This is a genomic window from Paraburkholderia atlantica (assembly GCF_000092885.1).
In the GTDB taxonomy this organism is placed as follows: Bacteria; Pseudomonadota; Gammaproteobacteria; order Burkholderiales; family Burkholderiaceae; genus Paraburkholderia; species Paraburkholderia atlantica.
Map to the genome: position 1 here is coordinate 913,629 of NC_014117.1, position 19,258 is coordinate 932,886.

At 63.3% G+C, this 19,258-nt stretch carries 16 protein-coding genes and 1 tRNA gene; 9 read left to right on the forward strand and 8 right to left on the reverse strand.

The annotated features are described in order from the left end of the window. Positions 1–113: 113 nt before the first annotated feature. From BC1002_RS04075 to BC1002_RS04085, 3 genes are all read right to left on the reverse strand, one after another. Entirely contained in the window at positions 114–560 is a 447-nt protein-coding gene (locus BC1002_RS04075) for a very short patch repair endonuclease (protein WP_013088807.1), read from the reverse strand. A 30-nt stretch (positions 561–590) separates the two neighbouring features. Beyond that, complete coding sequence (gene dcm, locus BC1002_RS04080) at positions 591–1,883, reverse strand: DNA (cytosine-5-)-methyltransferase (protein WP_013088808.1); 1,293 nt, start codon at positions 1,881–1,883, stop codon at positions 591–593. Positions 1,884–2,044: 161 nt separating this feature from the next. Next, entirely contained in the window at positions 2,045–2,371 is a 327-nt protein-coding gene (locus BC1002_RS04085; RefSeq protein WP_013088809.1) for a hypothetical protein, read from the reverse strand. 204 nt (positions 2,372–2,575) lie between these two features. Between BC1002_RS04085 and BC1002_RS04090 the strand changes: the two genes are divergently transcribed. The 4 genes from BC1002_RS04090 (at position 2,576) to BC1002_RS04105 (ending at position 5,046) form a co-directional block, all read left to right on the forward strand. Then, a complete protein-coding gene (locus tag BC1002_RS04090; protein ID WP_013088810.1) occupies positions 2,576–2,767 on the forward strand; it encodes a CsbD family protein in 192 nt (63 codons plus the stop codon). Between the two features lie 228 nt (positions 2,768–2,995). After that, positions 2,996–3,217 carry a hypothetical protein gene (locus tag BC1002_RS04095; protein WP_013088811.1) on the forward strand — a complete coding sequence of 74 codons (222 nt, stop codon included), beginning with the start codon at positions 2,996–2,998 and terminating at the stop codon, positions 3,215–3,217. A 128-nt stretch (positions 3,218–3,345) separates the two neighbouring features. Continuing rightward, a complete protein-coding gene (locus tag BC1002_RS04100) occupies positions 3,346–4,053 on the forward strand; it encodes a glutathione binding-like protein (RefSeq protein ID WP_013088812.1) in 708 nt (235 codons plus the stop codon). A gap of 153 nt (positions 4,054–4,206) precedes the next feature. Further along, positions 4,207–5,046 (forward strand): hypothetical protein, encoded by an 840-nt coding sequence (locus BC1002_RS04105; protein ID WP_013088813.1) that lies wholly within the window; start codon positions 4,207–4,209, stop codon positions 5,044–5,046. A gap of 24 nt (positions 5,047–5,070) precedes the next feature. Here the strand turns inward: BC1002_RS04105 and BC1002_RS04110 are convergent, their stop codons facing one another. The 3 genes from BC1002_RS04110 to BC1002_RS04120 form a co-directional block, all read right to left on the reverse strand. Then, positions 5,071–6,009 (reverse strand): class I SAM-dependent methyltransferase, encoded by a 939-nt coding sequence (locus BC1002_RS04110; RefSeq protein ID WP_013088814.1) that lies wholly within the window; start codon positions 6,007–6,009, stop codon positions 5,071–5,073. 217 nt (positions 6,010–6,226) lie between these two features. Beyond that, positions 6,227–6,301: transfer RNA gene (locus tag BC1002_RS04115), tRNA-Arg, on the reverse strand. 234 nt (positions 6,302–6,535) lie between these two features. After that, entirely contained in the window at positions 6,536–6,727 is a 192-nt protein-coding gene (locus tag BC1002_RS04120; RefSeq protein WP_013088815.1) for a rubredoxin, read from the reverse strand. A gap of 309 nt (positions 6,728–7,036) precedes the next feature. On the opposite strand from BC1002_RS04120, the gene BC1002_RS04125 reads away from it, so the two are divergent. The 5 genes from BC1002_RS04125 (at position 7,037) to BC1002_RS04145 (ending at position 15,146) form a co-directional block, all read left to right on the forward strand. After that, entirely contained in the window at positions 7,037–7,438 is a 402-nt protein-coding gene (locus BC1002_RS04125; protein WP_013088816.1) for a DUF4399 domain-containing protein, read from the forward strand. A 160-nt stretch (positions 7,439–7,598) separates the two neighbouring features. Then, positions 7,599–9,533, forward strand: coding sequence for an ATP-binding cassette domain-containing protein (locus BC1002_RS04130; protein ID WP_013088817.1), 1,935 nt, complete (start codon positions 7,599–7,601; stop codon positions 9,531–9,533). 495 nt (positions 9,534–10,028) lie between these two features. After that, the gene (locus BC1002_RS04135; RefSeq protein WP_013088818.1) at positions 10,029–12,014 is read left to right on the forward strand and encodes a DNA topoisomerase IV subunit B; all 1,986 of its coding nucleotides are present in this window, start codon (positions 10,029–10,031) and stop codon (positions 12,012–12,014) included. Between the two features lie 60 nt (positions 12,015–12,074). Continuing rightward, complete coding sequence (parC, locus tag BC1002_RS04140; RefSeq protein ID WP_013088819.1) at positions 12,075–14,396, forward strand: DNA topoisomerase IV subunit A; 2,322 nt, start codon at positions 12,075–12,077, stop codon at positions 14,394–14,396. A gap of 291 nt (positions 14,397–14,687) precedes the next feature. Further along, entirely contained in the window at positions 14,688–15,146 is a 459-nt protein-coding gene (locus BC1002_RS04145) for a CopD family protein (protein WP_013088820.1), read from the forward strand. Between the two features lie 51 nt (positions 15,147–15,197). On the opposite strand, the gene BC1002_RS04150 is transcribed toward BC1002_RS04145, so the two are convergent. Together BC1002_RS04150 and BC1002_RS04155 are read right to left on the reverse strand one after the other, a co-directional pair. Next, complete coding sequence (locus BC1002_RS04150) at positions 15,198–16,406, reverse strand: chromate transporter (RefSeq protein ID WP_013088821.1); 1,209 nt, start codon at positions 16,404–16,406, stop codon at positions 15,198–15,200. Between the two features lie 37 nt (positions 16,407–16,443). Then, positions 16,444–18,807: a bifunctional diguanylate cyclase/phosphodiesterase gene (locus BC1002_RS04155; protein WP_013088822.1), complete on the reverse strand. Its 2,364-nt coding sequence runs from the start codon at positions 18,805–18,807 to the stop codon at positions 16,444–16,446. Positions 18,808–19,258 lie beyond the last annotated feature (451 nt).

Genomic DNA, 19,258 nt, shown 5'->3' on the forward strand with positions numbered 1-19,258 from the left:
AATCGCCGCCGAAGCGTGCCTCGAAGGCATCTCGAAAGCATGCCGGGTGTGCTTTTCGAGTGTAGCACCAGCGACCGCGAGACTCGCGCGAGCAGGGCAGCTCGCGCGTGGTTTCAGCCGCGTTCCTCGAACTCCGGCGCGTCGCTTCTGATCCACGCGACGAGCCGTTCGATCACGCCCGCGATATCGCGATTCGCACCCCGCAAAGCGCATTCCCAGACGATCGCGACGCGCCAGCCGCTCGCGAGCAGCGCGGCGCGCGCCTTGTCGTCGTTGCTGCGATTGCGGCCGATCTTGTCGCGCCAGAAGTCGGGCCGTGTCTGCGGCCATTTGAACAAATGACAGTCGTGGCCATGCCAGAAGCAGCCATGCACGAGCACCACCGCGCGATAACGCGGCAGCACGATGTCGGGGCGGCCGGGTAGATCGCGCGCGTCGAGCCTGAAACGCAGGCCTTGCCGATGCAGCAGGCTGCGGATCAGCACCTCCGGCTTGGTGTTGCGGCCGCGAATGCCGGACATCATCCGGCTGCGCGTCGCGCTATCGACGATATCGACCATCGTCAGCGGGACAACGGGTCGCGCGGCCGCTCACGCGTAGAGCGGCAGGGAGTGTTTCGACGCATCGCGGGTCGGGTGGGCGAGCAGGGTTTGCACATGCGGCAGCATGATACGCGCCACTTCGCGCATCACCGGCATCACGACGCTGTTGCCGAACTGCCGGTAGGCCTGCGTATCGCTGACCGGAATCCTGAAGGTGTCGGGAAAGCCCATCAGCCGCGCGCATTCGCGCGGCGTCAGACGACGCGGGCGCAGCGCCTCGCCCTGATAGACGAGAATTTCGGAGCCGTCCTTGTGATAGCGCGCGGACAGCGTGCGCGTCACGCTATCCGGGTATGCCATGCCGAAACCGAAACCATTGCCCGCCGCGCGATGCTTGGCCGCGTAGTTCTGCAAATACGCCCACAGCTTCGGGGTGAGCGTGTACTTCGGCTGCACGCGGCGCGTGGCGTGATCGAAGAAGCGGTCGTGGTCCCACGGCAGCACCGGTTCCGTGCCGTCCGTGCGGTGCAGGATCGCGCCGAGCCGCGGACCCTCGTCGGGCAGGCGCAGGTCGTCCCACGTGAACGCGGTCTTGCCGCGAAAGCCGACGATGATGATGCGCTCGCGATGCTGCGGCGTGAAATGCTGACCATCGATCACGCGGTAATGCACCTCGTAGCCGAGCTCGTCGCGCAGCGTTTGCAGGATCACGTCGAAGGTGCGGCCCTTGTCGTGCGACAGCAGGTTTTTCACGTTTTCGAGCAGAAACGCGGCGGGGCGCTTCGCGGCGATGATGCGCGCGACGTCGAAAAACAGCGTGCCCTGGGTCGTGCATTCGAAACCGTGCGGCCGGCCAAGCGCGTTTTTCTTGCTGACGCCGGCGATCGAAAACGGCTGGCACGGAAAGCCGCCGAGCAGCACGTCGTGGCTCGGCACGTCCTCGGCGGGAAACGCGACGATGTCGCCGATCAGCGCGTGCGCGCTGCCGCTCGCGGCGTTGCCGCCGTAGTTCTCGCGATAAGTCCGCGTCGAGAAATCGTTCCACTCGCTGGTGAACACGCATTCGCCGCCGTGCGCCTCGAAGCCCATGCGAATGCCGCCGATGCCCGCGAACAGATCGATGAAGCGAAAGCGCGCCGCGTCGCCCGCGTGTCGCGCCTCACGCGCGCCTTGCCGCAGCAGATCGCGCAACGCGGGCTCGAGCATCGCGGGACAAGGCGTTTCACCTTTTTCCCAGCGACGCACCGTCTTGATGTCCTTGCCGACATGGGCTGCGATTTCGCGTTGGGTGAAACGGGCGCGCGCCTGCTTGAGCAGGTCGAACGGGGCGACGAGGGTCACGTGGCGTCCTGGCTGGGAATTTTTGCGGACATTATGACCTAAGGTCGTCCCCTTTCCCTATTTTTAGCGCCGATCGAACAGGATTTTTTCGCGATAAGTCGCGCCGCTGCGTTTGTCAGCGGCGGGTGCGGAAGCGGTGAGGGGGCTGCGGCGTGACGAGATCAGGCCGACTTCGCTTTCTTCGCCGGCTCAGCCGGTTCGAACCGTGAGGTCGGCGCGGGCGCGAAGCGTTCCCACTCGGGCAGCGGCGTCGAGGCGAGCCGATCGAGTTGCAGAAGCAGGCTTTCGACCTTGTCCAATTGGGCGGGAGAAAGCTGGCCGCTGTCGACCAGCGCGGTCAACCGTTTGCGCCAATAGGTGGCTGGCAGGATCGGACCCCCGAAATCGCCACGCAGCGATACGTGCATCACGCGTGCAATGTGCGCGATGTCGTGGTCGATCAACGCAGCTTGCGATGATCCCGAAATCGTAGTGTCCGTATGGTCCATGACTCCTCCCTCAACGCATTTACGGCGGTCCGCGGCGAGACTTTAGGCCTTATTCGATAAAAAATTTGCGCGATCGCGCATCGGCGTTCGTCGATGGCGCCGCGCCGCGCGCGGAACGGCCCCGGGAACAGCCGTTGCTGAGTCCCACATACCGGCGGAATACCGCGCCGGCATCTCTGTCGACTACGCATATGGGAGCCGAAGATGAACAAGGATCAAGTGAAGGGCGTTGGCGAGCAGGTCAAGGGCAAGGTCAACGAGGCCGTCGGCAAGGCCACGAACGACCCCGCGAAGGAACTCAAGGGCGATGTGCAGCAGGGCGCCGGCAAGGTGCAGAAGGCCTATGGCGATGCGAAGGAGGACGCCAAGGACAATGCAAAGCGCGGTCATCACTGACCCCGTTCGGCGTAGGTTGCCCTAACGGCGAGGCGTCGCGACTGTCGCGGCGCCTTTGTTTTTCGGACGGCGCAGATCGGGGCGCGCCAGTCCGATTTCACTGTTTGGGTCGCGGCTGACGCTTGCGCGGCGGCCGGCCTGGGAGTAACCCGTGATCACGATGATGGGCATTCCGCACGCGCCGCGAGCCCTTTAGACTTGGCGCAATCCCACCAGGAGGTCGCGCCAATGACACCCGAAAAGATACTTTCGATGTTCGAACGGCAGTACCTGGAAGGCAAGGCGCCGCCCGATCTCGAAGCGACTTGTGCGAGCTTCGCGACGTGGCTTGCGGCCGCGTGGGAACTGCTCGACGGCACCGAGAAGACGCTGCTGCTGACGGTCGGCGCGACGCTGTGGCGAGAGGGCTTCAATTTGCGCGCGGGCACGGCGACGAAGGACTTGTGGTGATCCGCCGATCGCGAACGGCGCTGTTGCCACGGCGTCTGTAAGGTCTTCGCGCGGCCTCGCACGCGTTGTGGCGAGTCGGTTTATATTGGGCGGTCTTGCAATTTCCGTCCCTATGGCGACCCGAACCCATGACCGATTTATCCGCTTTCGCGATCACGAACAAATGGCCGGCCGAGCATCCGGACCGGATTCAGCTCTATTCGCTGCCGACGCCCAATGGCGTAAAAATCTCGATCATGCTCGAGGAAACCGGCTTGCCGTACGAGCCGCATCTGGTGCGTTTCGATACCAACGATCAAATGACGCCGGCGTTTCTGTCGCTGAACCCGAACAACAAGATTCCGGCGATCCTCGATCCGAACGGTCCCGACGGCAAACCGCTGCCGCTGTTCGAATCGGGCGCGATCCTGATTTACCTGGCCGACAAAAGCGGCCAGCTGATCCCGAAAGACGCCGCTGGGCGCTACGAGACGATCCAGTGGGTGATGTTCCAGATGGGCGGCATCGGTCCGATGTTCGGCCAGGTCGGCTTCTTCCACAAATTCGCCGGCAGGGAATATGAGGACAAGCGTCCGCGCGATCGCTACATCGCAGAATCGAAGCGGCTGCTCGGCGTGCTGGAGCAGCGCCTCGAAGGACGCGCCTGGGTGATGGGCGATCAGTATTCGATCGCCGATATCGCGATCTTCCCGTGGGTGCGCAATCTGGTCGGCTTCTACGAGGCAGGCGAGCTGGTCGGCATTCAGGACTTCCCGAACGTGCGGCGCGTGCTTGCTGCGTTCGTCGAGCGTCCGGCGGTGGCGCGCGGCCTGAATATTCCGCAGCGGCCGGCCTGATGCGGTAAGCGGGGCCTCGACGGATTTTCGTGTCCTTGAAAATAATGCCGCTCAGCGCGTATAACCCTTTTTAGGTAAGTGAAGTCCTTGCCGGGATTTTGGGCGAGTTTCGCGCGGCGGCGCTGTGACGCGACCGGACAAAAAGGTGAAGCAATGAGCGCGGTTACATTGTTCGCATGGTCCGTTCCGGCGTATTTCCAGGGTTCCGTGGTCGATCACACATGGGTCACGACTTACGACAGCCGCGTGACGATTTACCCGGCGCTGGCGGACGTTCTGCTCGCTGGCGAGCACTACTGGTACAGCTGGGGCAGCTTCCACGCCCGAGGCGGGACGCCGGTCAGTGCGGATGGTTTTCTGGCTTCCGGCGCGGCAAATCTGCTTTATGCTAGTTGTCTATGTAAGCCCGATGTGGACTCGAACATCGATCCGGCCGCTCGTGGAACGATATTCAGCTATGGTCGCGATGGTGTATGCCATCAGCTGTCGAACCAGATTCTTTGGGCGACCGGCAGCGCTGGAGCGACTCCTGCTACGGTCCGCACATCCAGGGGCTACTGGTTGAGCATCGCGATCTTCGGAACATACGGCAAGCAGCATGCTGGATGGGCGAGCAAAAAGATTCAGTGCTCGACACCAAGCGGGAGTGACGCCATGAAGCCAGGACATCAGGAATCCGAGGTCGACGATTTTCAGGAGCATCTTCAGGCGACCTTGAAGGGTCCCGACGCGCAAGCGAAGATCAAGTCGTTGATGAATCACCGCCGCGCGTTTATGGTGCGGGTCGAGCGTTTGCAATACGCCCCGCAGGGTAGCGATGCTCCGTCGGCCTCGGAGCTGAATCAGGCCTATTCGTCTTTTCTCCACGACGCTGCCGACATTCTGGGTGCCGACGACTTCGAGCGAGTATTCGGTGAGCGCCCAAAGGATCAGATGAACGTCGTCGATCCGTCGGTATACGAGCAAAGTCTCCGTCGGCCGATGCAAAAATAACGGAGCCGTCCGACTGGGGTCACCTCAGACGCGTTTCGCGATCACCGTCGTCGAACTCGCAATGGCGAGATTCTTTTTTGCGCTCAGCTGTTTCACGAACGATCGATTCAGTAGCGTCGGCGGTCCCTGCAGAATTTCCTCGACCGTGAGCGCCTTGAATTCCTTCAGGGCATGCTCGTCGAGACCTTCGGCCCACTCGCTCATGATCCAGTAAATCGACCAGATGGCCGTTGTCGATTCCGGCACGTATACGCGTTCGGCTTTGATCTCGGATCCGAAGAGATTGAGAATCCCCTCGGCAGTCATGTTGTAGTAGTGATGCGGGTAGCCGTGAGTGGGTTGAGTGAGCGGAACCACGACGACCAGATCGCCTCCCGGCTTCAACACGCGAAGAATTTCTTTGGCGGCGGTGAATGGGTCCTTCACATGTTCGAGGACATTCAACGACAGAAGGCCATCGAACGATGCATCTTTGAATGGCAGAGCTTCGCCGACACCTCGCACATCGGTGGAGGGATAGTTCGTGATGTCGAAATTGATCACGTTTTCGTAGATCGCGGGACGGCTGCCGGCCCCGCAATCCAGAATGATCCCCGACGGATGGCGCTCGATCATATTCAGCGCATCCTGATCGTACAGATTGCTTCCAGCCAGTTCCGAGTCGTAGATGTCGAACTGGGAGCGCAGATCGGGCGACAAGAAATCGAAAAACTTCCCGTCGTCGCTAAAGGGCATATCAGTGCGAAGGACCGACTCTATTCTTTTTCTGCGTGCCTGCCTGGATTGAGCGGCCACCTGTGCATCTTGCCTGCGATGACTTTCGGAAACGCCGAATACTTCGAAATGCGATCTTCCCGATCGTAATGCGCCGAGTCTGACGGCCTCAGCGACGTCCGGATTTGCGGCGAGATAGGCCTGCTCGCAGAAATTCAACGCGGTAACGCATTCAAGCGTTTGATCCATGTCGGTCCTCGGAAACGTTTCGAAATCGGCTCGCAGATTATAGCGATCCGGGATTTCAGGGCAGTGCTGGTTTGTTGCTGTGGCCGAGCGGGTGGATCGCGTGATGTGTAGGGATCGAACTAATTCCGCGTCGAAAGCAGATGAACAGCAAAAAGCCCCGCAGCGCAACGCATACGGGGCTTTTATGAGCGAATCTGTGAGCCGGTTTGGCTCTGCTTGGTCCCCCTGACAGGAATCGAACCTGTATCTAGCGCTTAGGAGGCACTTGTTCTATCCATTGAACTACAGGGAGAGGACCGGGCCGGACAGATCGGCGAGGACTGGGTGAGTCCATACTGACCGGCGAGCGCAGAGTATATCAAACCGGCGCGGGCAAAAGGAGAGCCAAGCCAGCAGCGCCCGTGCGCACCAAAACCCCCGGAAAAACAAACGGCCCCGCAGACATCGCCTGCCGGGCCGTGCAAACCACCCTGACCATCTGGCGAAGCGCACGCAACCGCGCCCATCGCCCGACGTCATCCCAACCTTAGAACTCCACCACCGCGAACTCCGCCTTGCCCACGTCGCACAGCGGGCAGCGCCAGTCTTCCGGGATGTCGGCGAAGCGCGTGCCCGGCGCGATGCCTTCTTCGGGCAGGCCATCTTCCTCGTTGTAGATCCAGCCGCAAATCAGGCAGACCCAGCTCTTGTATTCTGTCACTTCGATTACTTCGCTCACGACACACTCTCTCGTTCAATGCAATGGCCGGCTTGCTCTGCCCCTTTATGGGGCGGCGCGGCGACCCGCAATATTACCGGAATTAGTCAACCCAGCCGCAGACGACCAGTGCGGCGCGGTGGCAACGGCTCTACGTCGTGCCCGGGCCCGCGGCGACCAGCCTCGTCACATGAGGCGTGTACGCTTTGATCTGCAAGCTGTTTGATTCGACAGATATGGCGCCCGCCCGGCATGGATTGCGACGATCGGTCCCAGAACAGGCCGCTGGCGGCGCCGGATGGCCGGATTTCGTTTCCAAAGGAGAAAACGATGTTTAAAAACAGACGGTTGATCGGCATCGTGGCGGCAGGACTGCTCACCTTGTCGGGCGTGGCGCAGGCGGAGGGCGTGACCTTCGTGCAACCGGCGGACGGCGCGACCGTCACCAATCCGGTGCACGTCGTGTTCGGCCTCGACGGCATGAAGATTGCCCCCGCGGGCACGATGACGGAGGGCACCGGGCATCATCATCTGCTGGTCGACGGCAAGCCGCTGCCGAAAGGCGAGGTCATCGCGGCGACCGACAAGTCGTTGCACTTCGGCAAAGGCCAGACCGAAACCGATCTGACGCTGCCGCCGGGCGACCACACGCTGACGCTGCAATTCGGCGACGGCGCGCATCGCTCGTATGGGCCGCAGATGAGCAAAACGATCACGGTGCATGTGAAATAAGCCGTCGTTCGAAAGGCCGGGCGGGCGCGCGGGTGTCGCCGGCCCGCACCGATCGCGTTGCACGCTGCCTTGCACGCCTCTGCCGCCCGGCATCCCTGCGACCGGCCGCGCGCCCGGTACAATGAGCGGTTCCGACTCATCGCTGTCTTCTCCCATTCCCATGTCGCTTTACACCATTACCGGAGCCCAGCTCGCGTTCGGTCACGTCGCGTTGCTCGATCACGCGGATTTCTCGCTCGAAGCGGGCGAGCGCGTCGGGCTGATCGGGCGCAACGGCGCGGGCAAGTCGTCGCTGTTGAAGATCGTCGCTGATCTGGCCAAACCCGACGACGGCCTCGTCTCGCGTCAACAGCACCTGAGCACGGTCTACGTGCCGCAAGAGCCCGAGTTCAACGCCGACGACACCGTGTTCGAAGCGGTCGCCGCCGGTCTCACCGAGGCGCGCGCGCTGCTCGACGAATACGACGCGGTCGCGCATCAGCTCGCCGATACGCCTGAAGGCGCCGAACACGACGAGTTGCTCGCGCGCATGAACACGCTGCAATCGTCGCTGGATGCCGCCGACGCCTGGAACTGGAGCACCCGCGTCGCGACCACGCTGCAGCAGATCGGCCTGAACGGCGAAGAGCGCGTCGGCTCGCTGTCGGGCGGCATGCAGAAGCGCGTGGCGCTCGCGCGCGCGCTCGTCGTGCAGCCCGACGTGCTGCTGCTCGACGAGCCGACCAACCATCTCGACTTCGACGGCATCCGTTGGCTCGAAGATCTGCTGGTGTCGCTGCGCGCGGGGCTGCTGTTCATCACGCACGATCGCGCGTTTCTCGACCGCGTCGCGACGCGCATCGTCGAGCTCGATCGCGGGCGGCTGCTGTCGTATCCGGGCAATTTCTCCGCGTACCAGACGCGCAAAGCGCAGCAGCTCGAAGTCGAGCGTATCGAGAACGAGAAGTTCGACAAGCTGCTCGCGCAGGAAGAAGTGTGGATCAGGAAAGGCGTCGAGGCGCGCCGCACGCGCAGCGTCGGGCGCATCGCGCGGCTCGTGCAGATGCGCAATGAGCGCGCCGAACGCCGCAACGTGCAGGGCAACGTGAAGCTCGACGTCGGTCAGGGCGAGAAGTCCGGCAAGATAGTCGCGGAACTGACGGACGTGACGAAGCGCTACGGCGAGCGCACGGTGGTGGACCGCTTCACGGCCACGGTAATGCGCGGCGACAAGATCGGCTTCGTCGGTCCGAACGGGGCGGGCAAGACCACGCTGCTGAAGCTGATCCTCGGCGAACTCGCGCCAGATGAAGGCAATGTGCGCGTCGGCACCAATCTGCAGGTCGCCTATTTCGACCAGATGCGCGCGGCGCTCGATCTGGAAAAGAGTCTCGCGGACACGATCAGCCCCGGCAGCGAGTGGGTCGAAATCAACGGCCAGAAGAAGCACGTGATGAGCTACCTCGGCGACTTCCTGTTCGCGCCGGAGCGCGCGCGTTCGCCGGTCAAGTCGCTGTCGGGCGGCGAGCGCAACCGGCTGTTGCTTGCGCGTCTGTTCGCGCGTCCGGCCAACGTGCTGGTGCTCGACGAACCGACCAACGACCTCGACATTCCGACGCTCGAACTGCTCGAAGAACTGCTGATCGATTACGACGGCACGGTGCTGCTCGTCAGCCACGACCGCGCGTTTCTCGATAACGTGGTGACGTCGGTGATCGCATCGGAAGGCGGCGGCAAGTGGCGCGAATACGTCGGCGGATTCACGGACTGGCAGACGCAGCGCGATCGCTCGGAGCAACTCGCGCTCGAAGCACAGAAAGAGTCGAGCAAGGAAGCGCCGAAAGAAGCGGCGACGAAGGAAAGCGCCACGGGCCGCAATGCTCAGCGCAGCGCGAAGCTGTCGTTCAAGGAGCAGCGCGAACTGGAGGCGCTGCCGAAAATGATTGCCGACCTCGAAGCCGAACAGAAGGCGATCGGCGCGCAGCTCGAAGACGGCTCGGTGTTCGCGAAGGATGCACGCGAAGGCGCGCGTCTGACCGAGCGCTATGCCGAGATCGACGAAGAGTTGATGATCGCGCTCGAGCGTTGGGACGAACTGGAAAACCGCGTCAAGTGATACAACGTGGTGCGCGCGCCGCATGGCGCGCCCCCTCACGCATGACCTGATGCAGCATGCGCGGGCGGCACAAAAACAACAGAGAGAACGCCGCCGCGCATGCATTAAATATTCAGCGGGCGCACGTCCGTGCAGTTCCGCCGCTACCCGCCGCTACCCATTGCGCCGCCGTCCCGCGAGACGTTCCTCCTCCGGCGCATGTCCGCCAGTGCCCGCCGCGCCTTATCCAGTCGGCCAATTCAGCGCGACGTCAATTGCCGCCGTGGTCGAAATCAGTACAATACCCCGCGAACAGGCTTCCCCGGCGGGCTGTGAGTCGATGTCCGGCCTTCGAGCACGCCAACGGAAGCCGCGCAACAAAACAGCTTGCCCGCACTGCGGGCACCCCGCCTAACCCTGTTGTTTCGTTTCGCTTTTTTTGAAAACTCAACGCATTGTCCACGGCCCTGTCCACAGGACCTGTGGACAACGATGAACCGACGCACCGAGTCAATCATGTCTACGAAAAAGCCAAACGCCGCGTATAGCGAAGCGTCGATCAAGGTGTTGAAGGGTCTGGAGCCGGTCAAGCAACGACCAGGCATGTACACCCGCACCGAGAATCCGCTGCACATCATTCAGGAAGTCATCGACAACGCATCGGACGAAGCCCTCGGCGGCTACGGCCGGCAAATCACGGTCACGCTGCACGCGGACCATTCGGTGTCGGTCGACGACGACGGCCGCGGCATTCCGTTCGGCCTGCACCCCGATGAGGGCGTACCGGTCGTCGAAATCGTTTTCACGCGCCTGCACGCGGGCGGCAAATTCGACAAGGCCGCCGGCGGCGCTTACACGTTCTCGGGCGGTCTGCACGGCGTCGGCGTGTCGGTCACGAACGCGCTGTCTACGCGGCTCGACGTCACCGTGTGGCGCGACGGCAAGGTGGCCGAACTGAGCTTCGCGCACGGCGACGTCGCGAAGCCGCTCCAGGTGCGCGCCGCCACCAAGGCCGACAAGAAATCCGGCACGCGCGTGACCGCGTGGGCCGATCCGAAGTACTTCGATTCGCCGAACCTGCCGCTCGGTGAGTTGCAGCGTCTGTTGCGCTCGAAAGCGGTGCTGCTGCCGGGCGTCGAAGTCACGCTCGTCAACGAAAAGACCGGCGAGCAGCAAAGCTGGAAATACGAAGACGGCCTGCGCGGCTATCTGCTCGAAGGCATGAACGGCAGCGATCTGCTGATCCCGCTGTTCGAGGGCGAGCGCTACGCGGAAAGCTCGCGTTCGAGCGAAGAGACGTTCGCCGAAGGCGAGGGCGCGGCGTGGGTCGTCGCGTGGAGCGAGGAAGGGCCGCTCACGCGCGAGTCGTACGTGAACCTGATTCCGACGCCCGCGGGCGGCACGCATGAGTCGGGTCTGCGCGACGGTCTTTATCAGGCGGTCAAGAGCTTCGTCGAGTTGCATAACTTGCAGCCGAAGGGCGTGAAGCTGCTCGCCGAAGACGTGTTCGCGCGGGTGTCGTTCGTGCTGTCGGCGAAGGTTCTGGACCCGCAGTTTCAAGGGCAGATCAAGGAGCGCCTGAACAGCCGCGATGCAGTGAAGCTCGTGTCGTCGTTCGCGCGGCCGGCGCTCGAACTGTGGCTGAACCAGCACGTCGAGCACGGCAAGAAACTCGCGGACCTCGTGATCAAGCAGGCCCAGGCGCGCACGCGCGCGGGCCAGAAGGTCGAGAAGCGCAAGAGCTCGGGTGTCGCGGTGCTGCCCGGCAAACTGACCGATTGCGAATCGACGGAAATCGGCCGCAACGAGTTGTTCCTCGTCGAGGGCGACTCGGCGGGCGGCTCCGCGAAGATGGGGCGCGACAAGGAATATCAGGCGATCCTGCCGTTGCGCGGCAAGGTGTTGAACACGTGGGAAACCGAGCGCGATCGCCTGTTCGCGAACAACGAGGTGCACGACATTTCGGTGGCGATCGGCGTCGATCCGCATAACCCGGACGACAAGGTCGATCTGTCGAATCTGCGCTACGGCAAGATCTGCATTCTGTCGGATGCGGACGTCGACGGCTCGCACATCCAGGTGCTGCTGCTCACGCTGTTCTTCAAGCATTTCCCGCAGCTGATCGAGCGCGGCCATGTGTGCGTCGCGCGTCCGCCGCTGTTTCGCGTCGATGCGCCCGCGCGCGGCAAGAAGCCCGCGCAGAAGCTCTATGCGCTCGACGAAGGCGAACTCGAGGCGATTCTCGACAAGCTGCGCAAGGACGGCGTGCGCGACAACCAGTGGTCGATCAGCCGCTTCAAGGGTCTCGGTGAAATGAGCGCCGAGCAGCTGTGGGACACGACGATGAATCCCGACACGCGCCGCCTGCAACCGGTCGCGCTCGGCAAACTCGACTACGACGCGACCGTCGCGCGCATGACGATGCTGATGGGCAAGGGCGAAGCGGCGTCGCGCCGCAGCTGGCTCGAAGAGAAGGGCAACGAAGTGGAAGCGGACATCTGAGCGCCAGGCGCTCCACCGCCGCATACGACACTTCAAGCCAAACACGGACACGGAATCTAGATGGACGACGATAACACTCTCGACCTTTTCAACGAGCCGCCGGCGGACGGCGACGTGCTGACCCTCGGCAACTACGCGGAGCGCGCGTACCTCGAGTATGCGGTCAGCGTGGTCAAGGGCCGCGCGCTGCCGGACGTTTGCGACGGCCAGAAGCCGGTGCAGCGCCGCATCCAGTTCGCGATGAACGAGATGGGCCTCAGCGACAACGCGAAGCCGGTGAAATCGGCGCGCGTGGTCGGCGACGTGCTCGGTAAGTATCACCCGCACGGCGACCAATCCGCATACGACGCACTCGTGCGTCTCGCGCAGGACTTCTCGATGCGCTATCCGCTGATCGACGGTCAGGGCAATTTCGGCTCGCGCGACGGCGATGGCGCGGCGGCGATGCGATACACCGAAGCGCGTCTGACGCCGATCGCGAAGCTGCTGCTCGCCGAAATTGACCAGGGCACGGTCGACTTCATGCCGAACTACGACGGCTCGTTCGACGAGCCGAAGGTGTTGCCGGCGCGTCTGCCGTTCGTGCTGCTCAATGGCGCATCGGGCATCGCGGTCGGTCTCGCGACGGAAATTCCGTCGCACAACCTGCGCGAAGTCGCAAGCGCAGCGGTCGCGCTGATCCGCCATCCGAAGCTGTCGCACGCGGAGCTGATGCAGCATGTGCCGGGTCCGGACTTCCCTGGCGGTGGCCAGATCATTTCGAGCGAGGCGGAAATCGCCGCTGCGTACGAAACCGGCCGCGGCAGCCTGAAGGTGCGTGCGCGCTGGAAGATAGAAGATCTGGCGCGCGGCCAGTGGCAACTCGTGATCACTGAACTGCCGCCGAACACGGCCGCGCAGAAGGTACTCGAGGAAATCGAAGAACAGACCAACCCGAAGATCAAGCTCGGCAAGAAGACGCTGACGCCCGAGCAGTTGCAGACAAAGCAAACGCTGCTCGGGCTCGTCGACGCGGTGCGCGACGAATCGGGCAAGGACGCGCCAGTGCGTCTCGTGTTCGAGCCGAAGTCGAGCCGCATCGATCAGACAGAGTTCGTCAACACGCTGCTCGCGCATACGAGCCTCGAATCGAACGCGCCGCTGAACATGGTGATGGTCGGCGGCGATGGCCGGCCGCGTCAGAAGGGCTTGAGCGAAATCCTGCACGAGTGGATCGCGTTCCGTTTCGCGACGGTCACGCGCCGCACGCGGCATCGTCTGTCGAAGGTCGACGACCGCATCCATATTCTCGAAGGCCGGATGATCGTCTTCCTGAATATCGACGAAGTCATCCGCATCATTCGCGAATCGGACGAGCCGAAGGTCGCGCTGATGGCCGCGTTCGGCCTCACGGATCGCCAGGCCGAGGACATCCTCGAAATCCGGCTGCGTCAGTTGGCGCGTCTCGAAAAGATCAAGATCGAGAAGGAACTGGCCGAGCTGCGCGAAGAGAAGGCCAAGCTCGAAGAGCTGCTCGGCAGCGAACCGGCGATGAAGCGCCAGTTGATCAAGGAAATCGAAGCCGACGCGAAGCAGTACGGCGACGAGCGCCGCACGCTGATCCAGCAGGAAAAGCGCGCTACGTTCGAAGCGCGCGTGGTCGACGAACCGGTCACGGTCGTGGTGTCGCAGAAGGGCTGGGTGCGCGCGCTGAAGGGCCACGGGCTCGATACCGCGGGCTTCACCTTCAAGGCCGGCGACGGTCTCTATGCGGCGTTCCAGTGCCGCACCCCGGACACGCTGATCGCGTGGGGCAGCAACGGGCGCGTCTATTCGGTCGCGGTGGCTCAATTGCCGGGCGGACGTGGCGACGGCGTGCCGGTCACATCGCTGATCGAACTCGAATCGGGCAGCCATCTGATGCATTACTACGCGGCGTCGGCGGATCAGGCGCTGCTGCTCGCGTCGAGCAACGGCTTCGGCTTCATCGCGAAGGTCGGCGACATGGTGAGCCGCGTGAAGGCCGGCAAGTCGTTCATGACGATCGACGCCGGTGCCGCACCGCTCGCACCGATGCCGATGCTGCCGGATGCGGCGCAAGTCGCGTGTCTGTCGTCGGGCGGACGTCTGCTAGTGTTCGGCCTCGATGAGATGAAGACGCTGTCGGGCGGCGGCCGTGGCGTCACGCTGATGGCGCTCGACGACAAGGAAACGCTGGTGCAGGCGCTCGCGATCAACAAGGCCGGCGTGATGCTGATCGGCACACGCCGCGGCGGACGCGTCGACGAGGAGAAACTGGCCGGCGCCGAGCTTGCGGCGCATGTCGGCAAACGCGCGCGAAAGGGACGCACACCCGACAGTAAGATGAAGCTCGACGGCATGCGTCCGGTGCTGCCGGCTTAGTGGTGTCGATTTAACGAAATTTGACGCTGTAAAGCCACGGGCGCCTGCTAGCATGCGGGGCGCTCGCGGTCTGTCGCAAAAAAGTCCGTCGCGCGAAGGGTGTGGAAGCAAACGGGGCGCGGCGGCGTCGCGGCCGGATGATGGTGCCGCGATCACCACGACAAAATACGATGCAATAGACGTCGATACCCGGAACTGCCCGCATCACGTATGGTCGAACGCGCTCAGTTGCTGCTGAGCAGGATCAAGTGTCCAAACGGTGTGGCGTCGTCGTCGGGAGAGGAAAACTACATGAACAAGGCTATCGAAGTCGCGCTTTTTCTGCATCTGCTCGGGGTCGCGGTGTGGGTCGGCGGTATGGTGTTCGCGCATTTCTGTCTACGCCCGGCGCTCGGCGATCTGTCGCCGCAACTGCGCTTGCCGCTGTGGGAGTCGGTGTTCGGCCGCTTCTTCAACTGGGTCGGGGTGTCGGTGCTCGTGATCCTGATCAGCGGCGGATTTCTGCTAATGCAATTCGGCGGCGGTCATGCTACCTGGCCGCTGCATGCGATGGCCGGTCTCGGCATCGTGATGATGCTGATCTTCGGGCATATCCGCTTCGCCGTGTATCCGCGCATTCGCCGCGCCGTGCAGGCGCAGAAGTGGCCCGATGGCGCGCGGGCGGTCGGTACGGTCCGCCGTCTCGTGCTGATCAATCTCGTGCTGGGTGTCGTGACGATCGGCGTCGCGGTGCTGTCGCGCGGGTTCTGATCATCCGCCGATCGCCAACGGCGCAACAGGCGTCGTGCGGCCCGCGACGCGTCACGTCGTGACGCCGTACGCGAGCCATAAACCGCACGCCACCGCCACCATTGCGTACACGGCGTACACCGGTACCTTCAGCTTCGCGAAGCACATTGCGGAGAACGTCGCGGTCAACAGATAGATCGGTTCCAGCGGTACATGCGCGGCAATGCGCAGTACCGCGACCGCGAGAAAGGCGGTCGTGACCGCGCGCAGAATCCTCATGCCGTGCTCGAAGCGCGGGTTCACCTTCAACTGATGAAGATGCCGCTGCGCGAGCACGACGAGGCAGCCCGACGGCACGAATAGCGCGAGCGTCGCGATCAGCGCGCCGAGCCAGCCATCGACGAGATAGCCGAAGAACGGCACTACGTTCAGCAGCGGACCGGGAGACAACGGCGACAGCGTGAACGCGAGCGTGAAGTCGTTATCGGATACGCCGACCGCCGGCGTGACGAACAGCGTCTTCAGCACCGGCAACGCCGAGAAGCCGCCGCCGAACAGCGTCATGCCGGCGCCCGCGAGGCGCGGCCACAGCAGCGCGAGGTCATAGCGGTGCGGCAGCGGCAGCGCGAACAGCACGAGCAGCACGCCGAGCACGGCCAGCAGGCGATAGTCGCCGCGCCGGAGCGACACGGCCAGCCGCGAATCGCGCTCCGGACTCGCGAACCAGCCGGTGCCGAAAGCCGCGCCCAACATCACCACATACGCCGCGGCGCTGTGCGCGTACAGCAGCGCAATGCTGGCGAGCAGCGCCGCCACCCATTCAAGCTTGCCGCGCACGAGCGCGCGCGTCTGCTTGTACCAGGTCACCGCGATCAGTGTCGCAAGCACGACGCTGAAGTGATGCAGCAATGTCTGCGACGCGATCGTGTGCACGACGGGCGTGCGGTAGAAGATCGCGAACAGCGTCATCAGTGTGAAGAAGGGCAGCACGCTCGCCACACCGGCAACCCATGCGCCCGCGCGTCCGCGCAATGCGTGCCCGAGCTGCACGGCGACGTTGCAGCCGACGGGTCCCGGCACCATCCACGCGAGCGCGATCAGATCCGAGAACGCCACGCGCGAGAGCCGCCCCTCGCGTTCCACGTAGTGGTGTTCGAGCTGCGCCATCAACGCGAGGCCGCCCCACGACAGCGCCGACAAGCCGCACACGACCCGGAACAGCGTCCATAGCGGTTCTCGTCGCCCGCGGCGGGCAGCCTCCTCGTTCGTGATGGTCGGCATCGGCGCTGCGGGGGCCCGCGGCGCGGGCGCCCGTCCTTTAATTGTTGGTGCTGGATACGCTGCTTGCGCTGTCGGCTTCGTGCGCGACGCGGCGGCCGCTGGTGTTGTTCATGCCGCATACCCCGAAGCGCTCGAGCAGCGCCGGAATCGCCTCGACCGGCACCGGGCGCGAGAACAGGAAGCCCTGCGCCTCGATATGGCCGAGCGCGGCCAGCCAGGCAATCTGCTCTTCGGTCTCCGTGCCTTCGACCACCACCGTGAGCCCGAGCGAGCGCGCGAGGTTGACGATCGCGGTGACCATCACGCAGACGCTGCGGTCGCCCGGGATCGCCTGCACGAACGAGCGGTCCACCTTCAGCGTGTCGACGGCGAAGCGGTTCAGATAGGACAGCGATGAGTAGCCGGTGCCGAAATCGTCGAGCGCGATGCGTACGCCGAGACGCTTCAACGCGAAGATTTTTTCGGAGACGACTTCCGGAAATTCCATCATCGTCGTTTCGGTGATTTCGAGTTCGAGGCGGCGCGCTGAGATGCCGGTTTCCTCGATCGCACGCGAGATCGTTTCGTACAGGTCGCCGCGCCAGAACTGCACCGCCGATATGTTCACCGCGAGCGACAGCGTGTCGTAGCCCTGCTGCTGCCATTGCGCGAGCTGACGGCATGCGGTCTCGATCACGAAGTCGCCGATCGGCACGATCAAGCCGGTCGACTCGGCAACGGGGATGAACTCGTTGGCAGGGATCAGCCCATGCTGCGGATGGTTCCAGCGCACGAGCGCTTCGAAGCCGGTGATGCAGCGACGCGCCAGATCGATCTTCGGCTGGTAGGCGAGGAACAGTTGCCCTTGGGCCAGCGCGACCCGCAGCTGCTGTTCCCACTTCATCAGGTGGTCCGCGCGATGCGACAGATGCGGCGAATAGAACTGGTAGCAGTTCTTGCCGGCGTCCTTCGCGCTGTACATCGCGAGGTCGGCTTTCTTCAGCAGGTCGATCTCGCTTTCGTTGGCGACCGAGTACAGTGCGATGCCGATGCTCGCATGCAGCACGAACGAACTGCCGCGCACGTCGAACGGCTTCGAGAACGCTTCGCTGGCAGCTTCGGCGAGCGCGACCGCGCGCTTCTCCACATCGTCGCCCTTGATCACGACGACGAACTCGTCGCCGCCGATGCGGCTCAGCGTGCCTTCGTCGCCGACCGCGGTCGCGAGGCGCGAGGCCGTCATCTGCAGCACGATGTCGCCGGCGTTGTGGCCGAGCGTGTCGTTGACGGTCTTGAAGTTGTCGAGGTCGATAAAAAGAATCGCGAGGCGGCCGAGATTGAACGGCTGCGCGACGTCGTGGCGCAGCGCCTGCAGCGTCGCGTAGCGATTGTGCAGCCCGGTCAACAGGTCGTATTCGACGAGGTGCGTCATCTCGCGCTCGCGGCCGAGCAGCTTGCCGATCAGGCCGGTCGCGACGCCGAAGAAGCTGAGCATCGCGAGCGAGATGAAGCCCGCCATCAACAGATAGACGTTGCGCGTGTGGTTGTAGTCGGCGAATTCTTCGCCCTGCGAAAGACCGACGAGCACGCCGAGCGGATAGCCGTCGATGTGCCGATACGACACGATGCGTGTGACGTTGTCGATCGAATCGACGTAGGTGCCCGACACGTGCTCCGAGGTCGGATACGTGCCGCTCGCGGTGAACGTGCTGCTGGTTTTGTTGGCGTTGCCGGTACGACGCGCGAGCACGGTGCCGTTGTCGGAGATCACCGCGATCACGCCTTCGCGGCCGATCGCCGCGTTGTTGTAGAAGTCCGAGGTGAAGTAGCTCGGATCTTCGGACACCACGACGACGCCCGCGAACGAGCCGTCAGGATGATTCAGGCGCCGCGTCATCTGCAGCGTCCAGTGACCCGAGATGCGGCCGAGCACCGGCTTGCTGATGTATAGCTGGTCGTCGTTCTCGTGCTCGTGGACCTTGAAGTGCTCGCGATCGGACAGGTCGATGTGAGCGGGATTGAGTTCCGCCGTATTGGCGATCAGTCTGCCGTGCTCGTCGATCAGCGACACCTGCACGAGCGTTTCGCTTTGCACGACGCCTTTTTCGACCGTGCTCGCGAGATCGAAATGATTAGGCGTCTTTTCGAACTCGTACTTGACGAAGCGCGTGATCTGATCGACCTGGTGAATCGCCTTGACGGTGTGCTGCTCGAGCGCAGAGGAAAGAATGGCGGAAGACGCCATCGCTTCGCGATACGTCGCGTCTTTCTCGACCGATAGCCGCGCGAAGATCACGGTCCACAGCAGGATCAATACGAGTACGCCGAGTGCTGGAATAACGAGCAATGCGCGCCGCCGCGTGATCATCGGATCGCGTCGCGGCCTGGCTTCGCGCGAATCGGAGAAGCGGGACTGAGTCATCGCGCGGCCCTTGGCTGGGGATGGATCGCTTGCAAACGCACGGGCATCGACTGCGCGAAATAAATGGAAGGCTGCATGGTGGCCAAGGTGCCAAAGCTGCTGCGCAGGAGGAGAGGGCGTGGCGCCGCGCCTGACCGTCCACAGGTCATCGGATACGACCGCTATATACCGTTCGATATTACTGAATGCCACTGGATTAAGGAAGGGTCCGGGCATGGGGTATACGCGGGCGCGGCGGGCGCCTCGGCCCCGCCGTTCATGAGCCCTCCATGGCCGGTCTCCAGGTCGCGATCGATCATTGATTCTTCGAGTATTTCATCGGGGATGGGGCGGCGCAGTGCGCGGTCTCTGGCAAGGGTTTTGCCATCCATTCGCCATGAATTCGGACAACCAGGTATGGCGACGCCATAGTGCTGCGGCTTTTTGTGGTGTGAAGCGGCGACATGCGGCA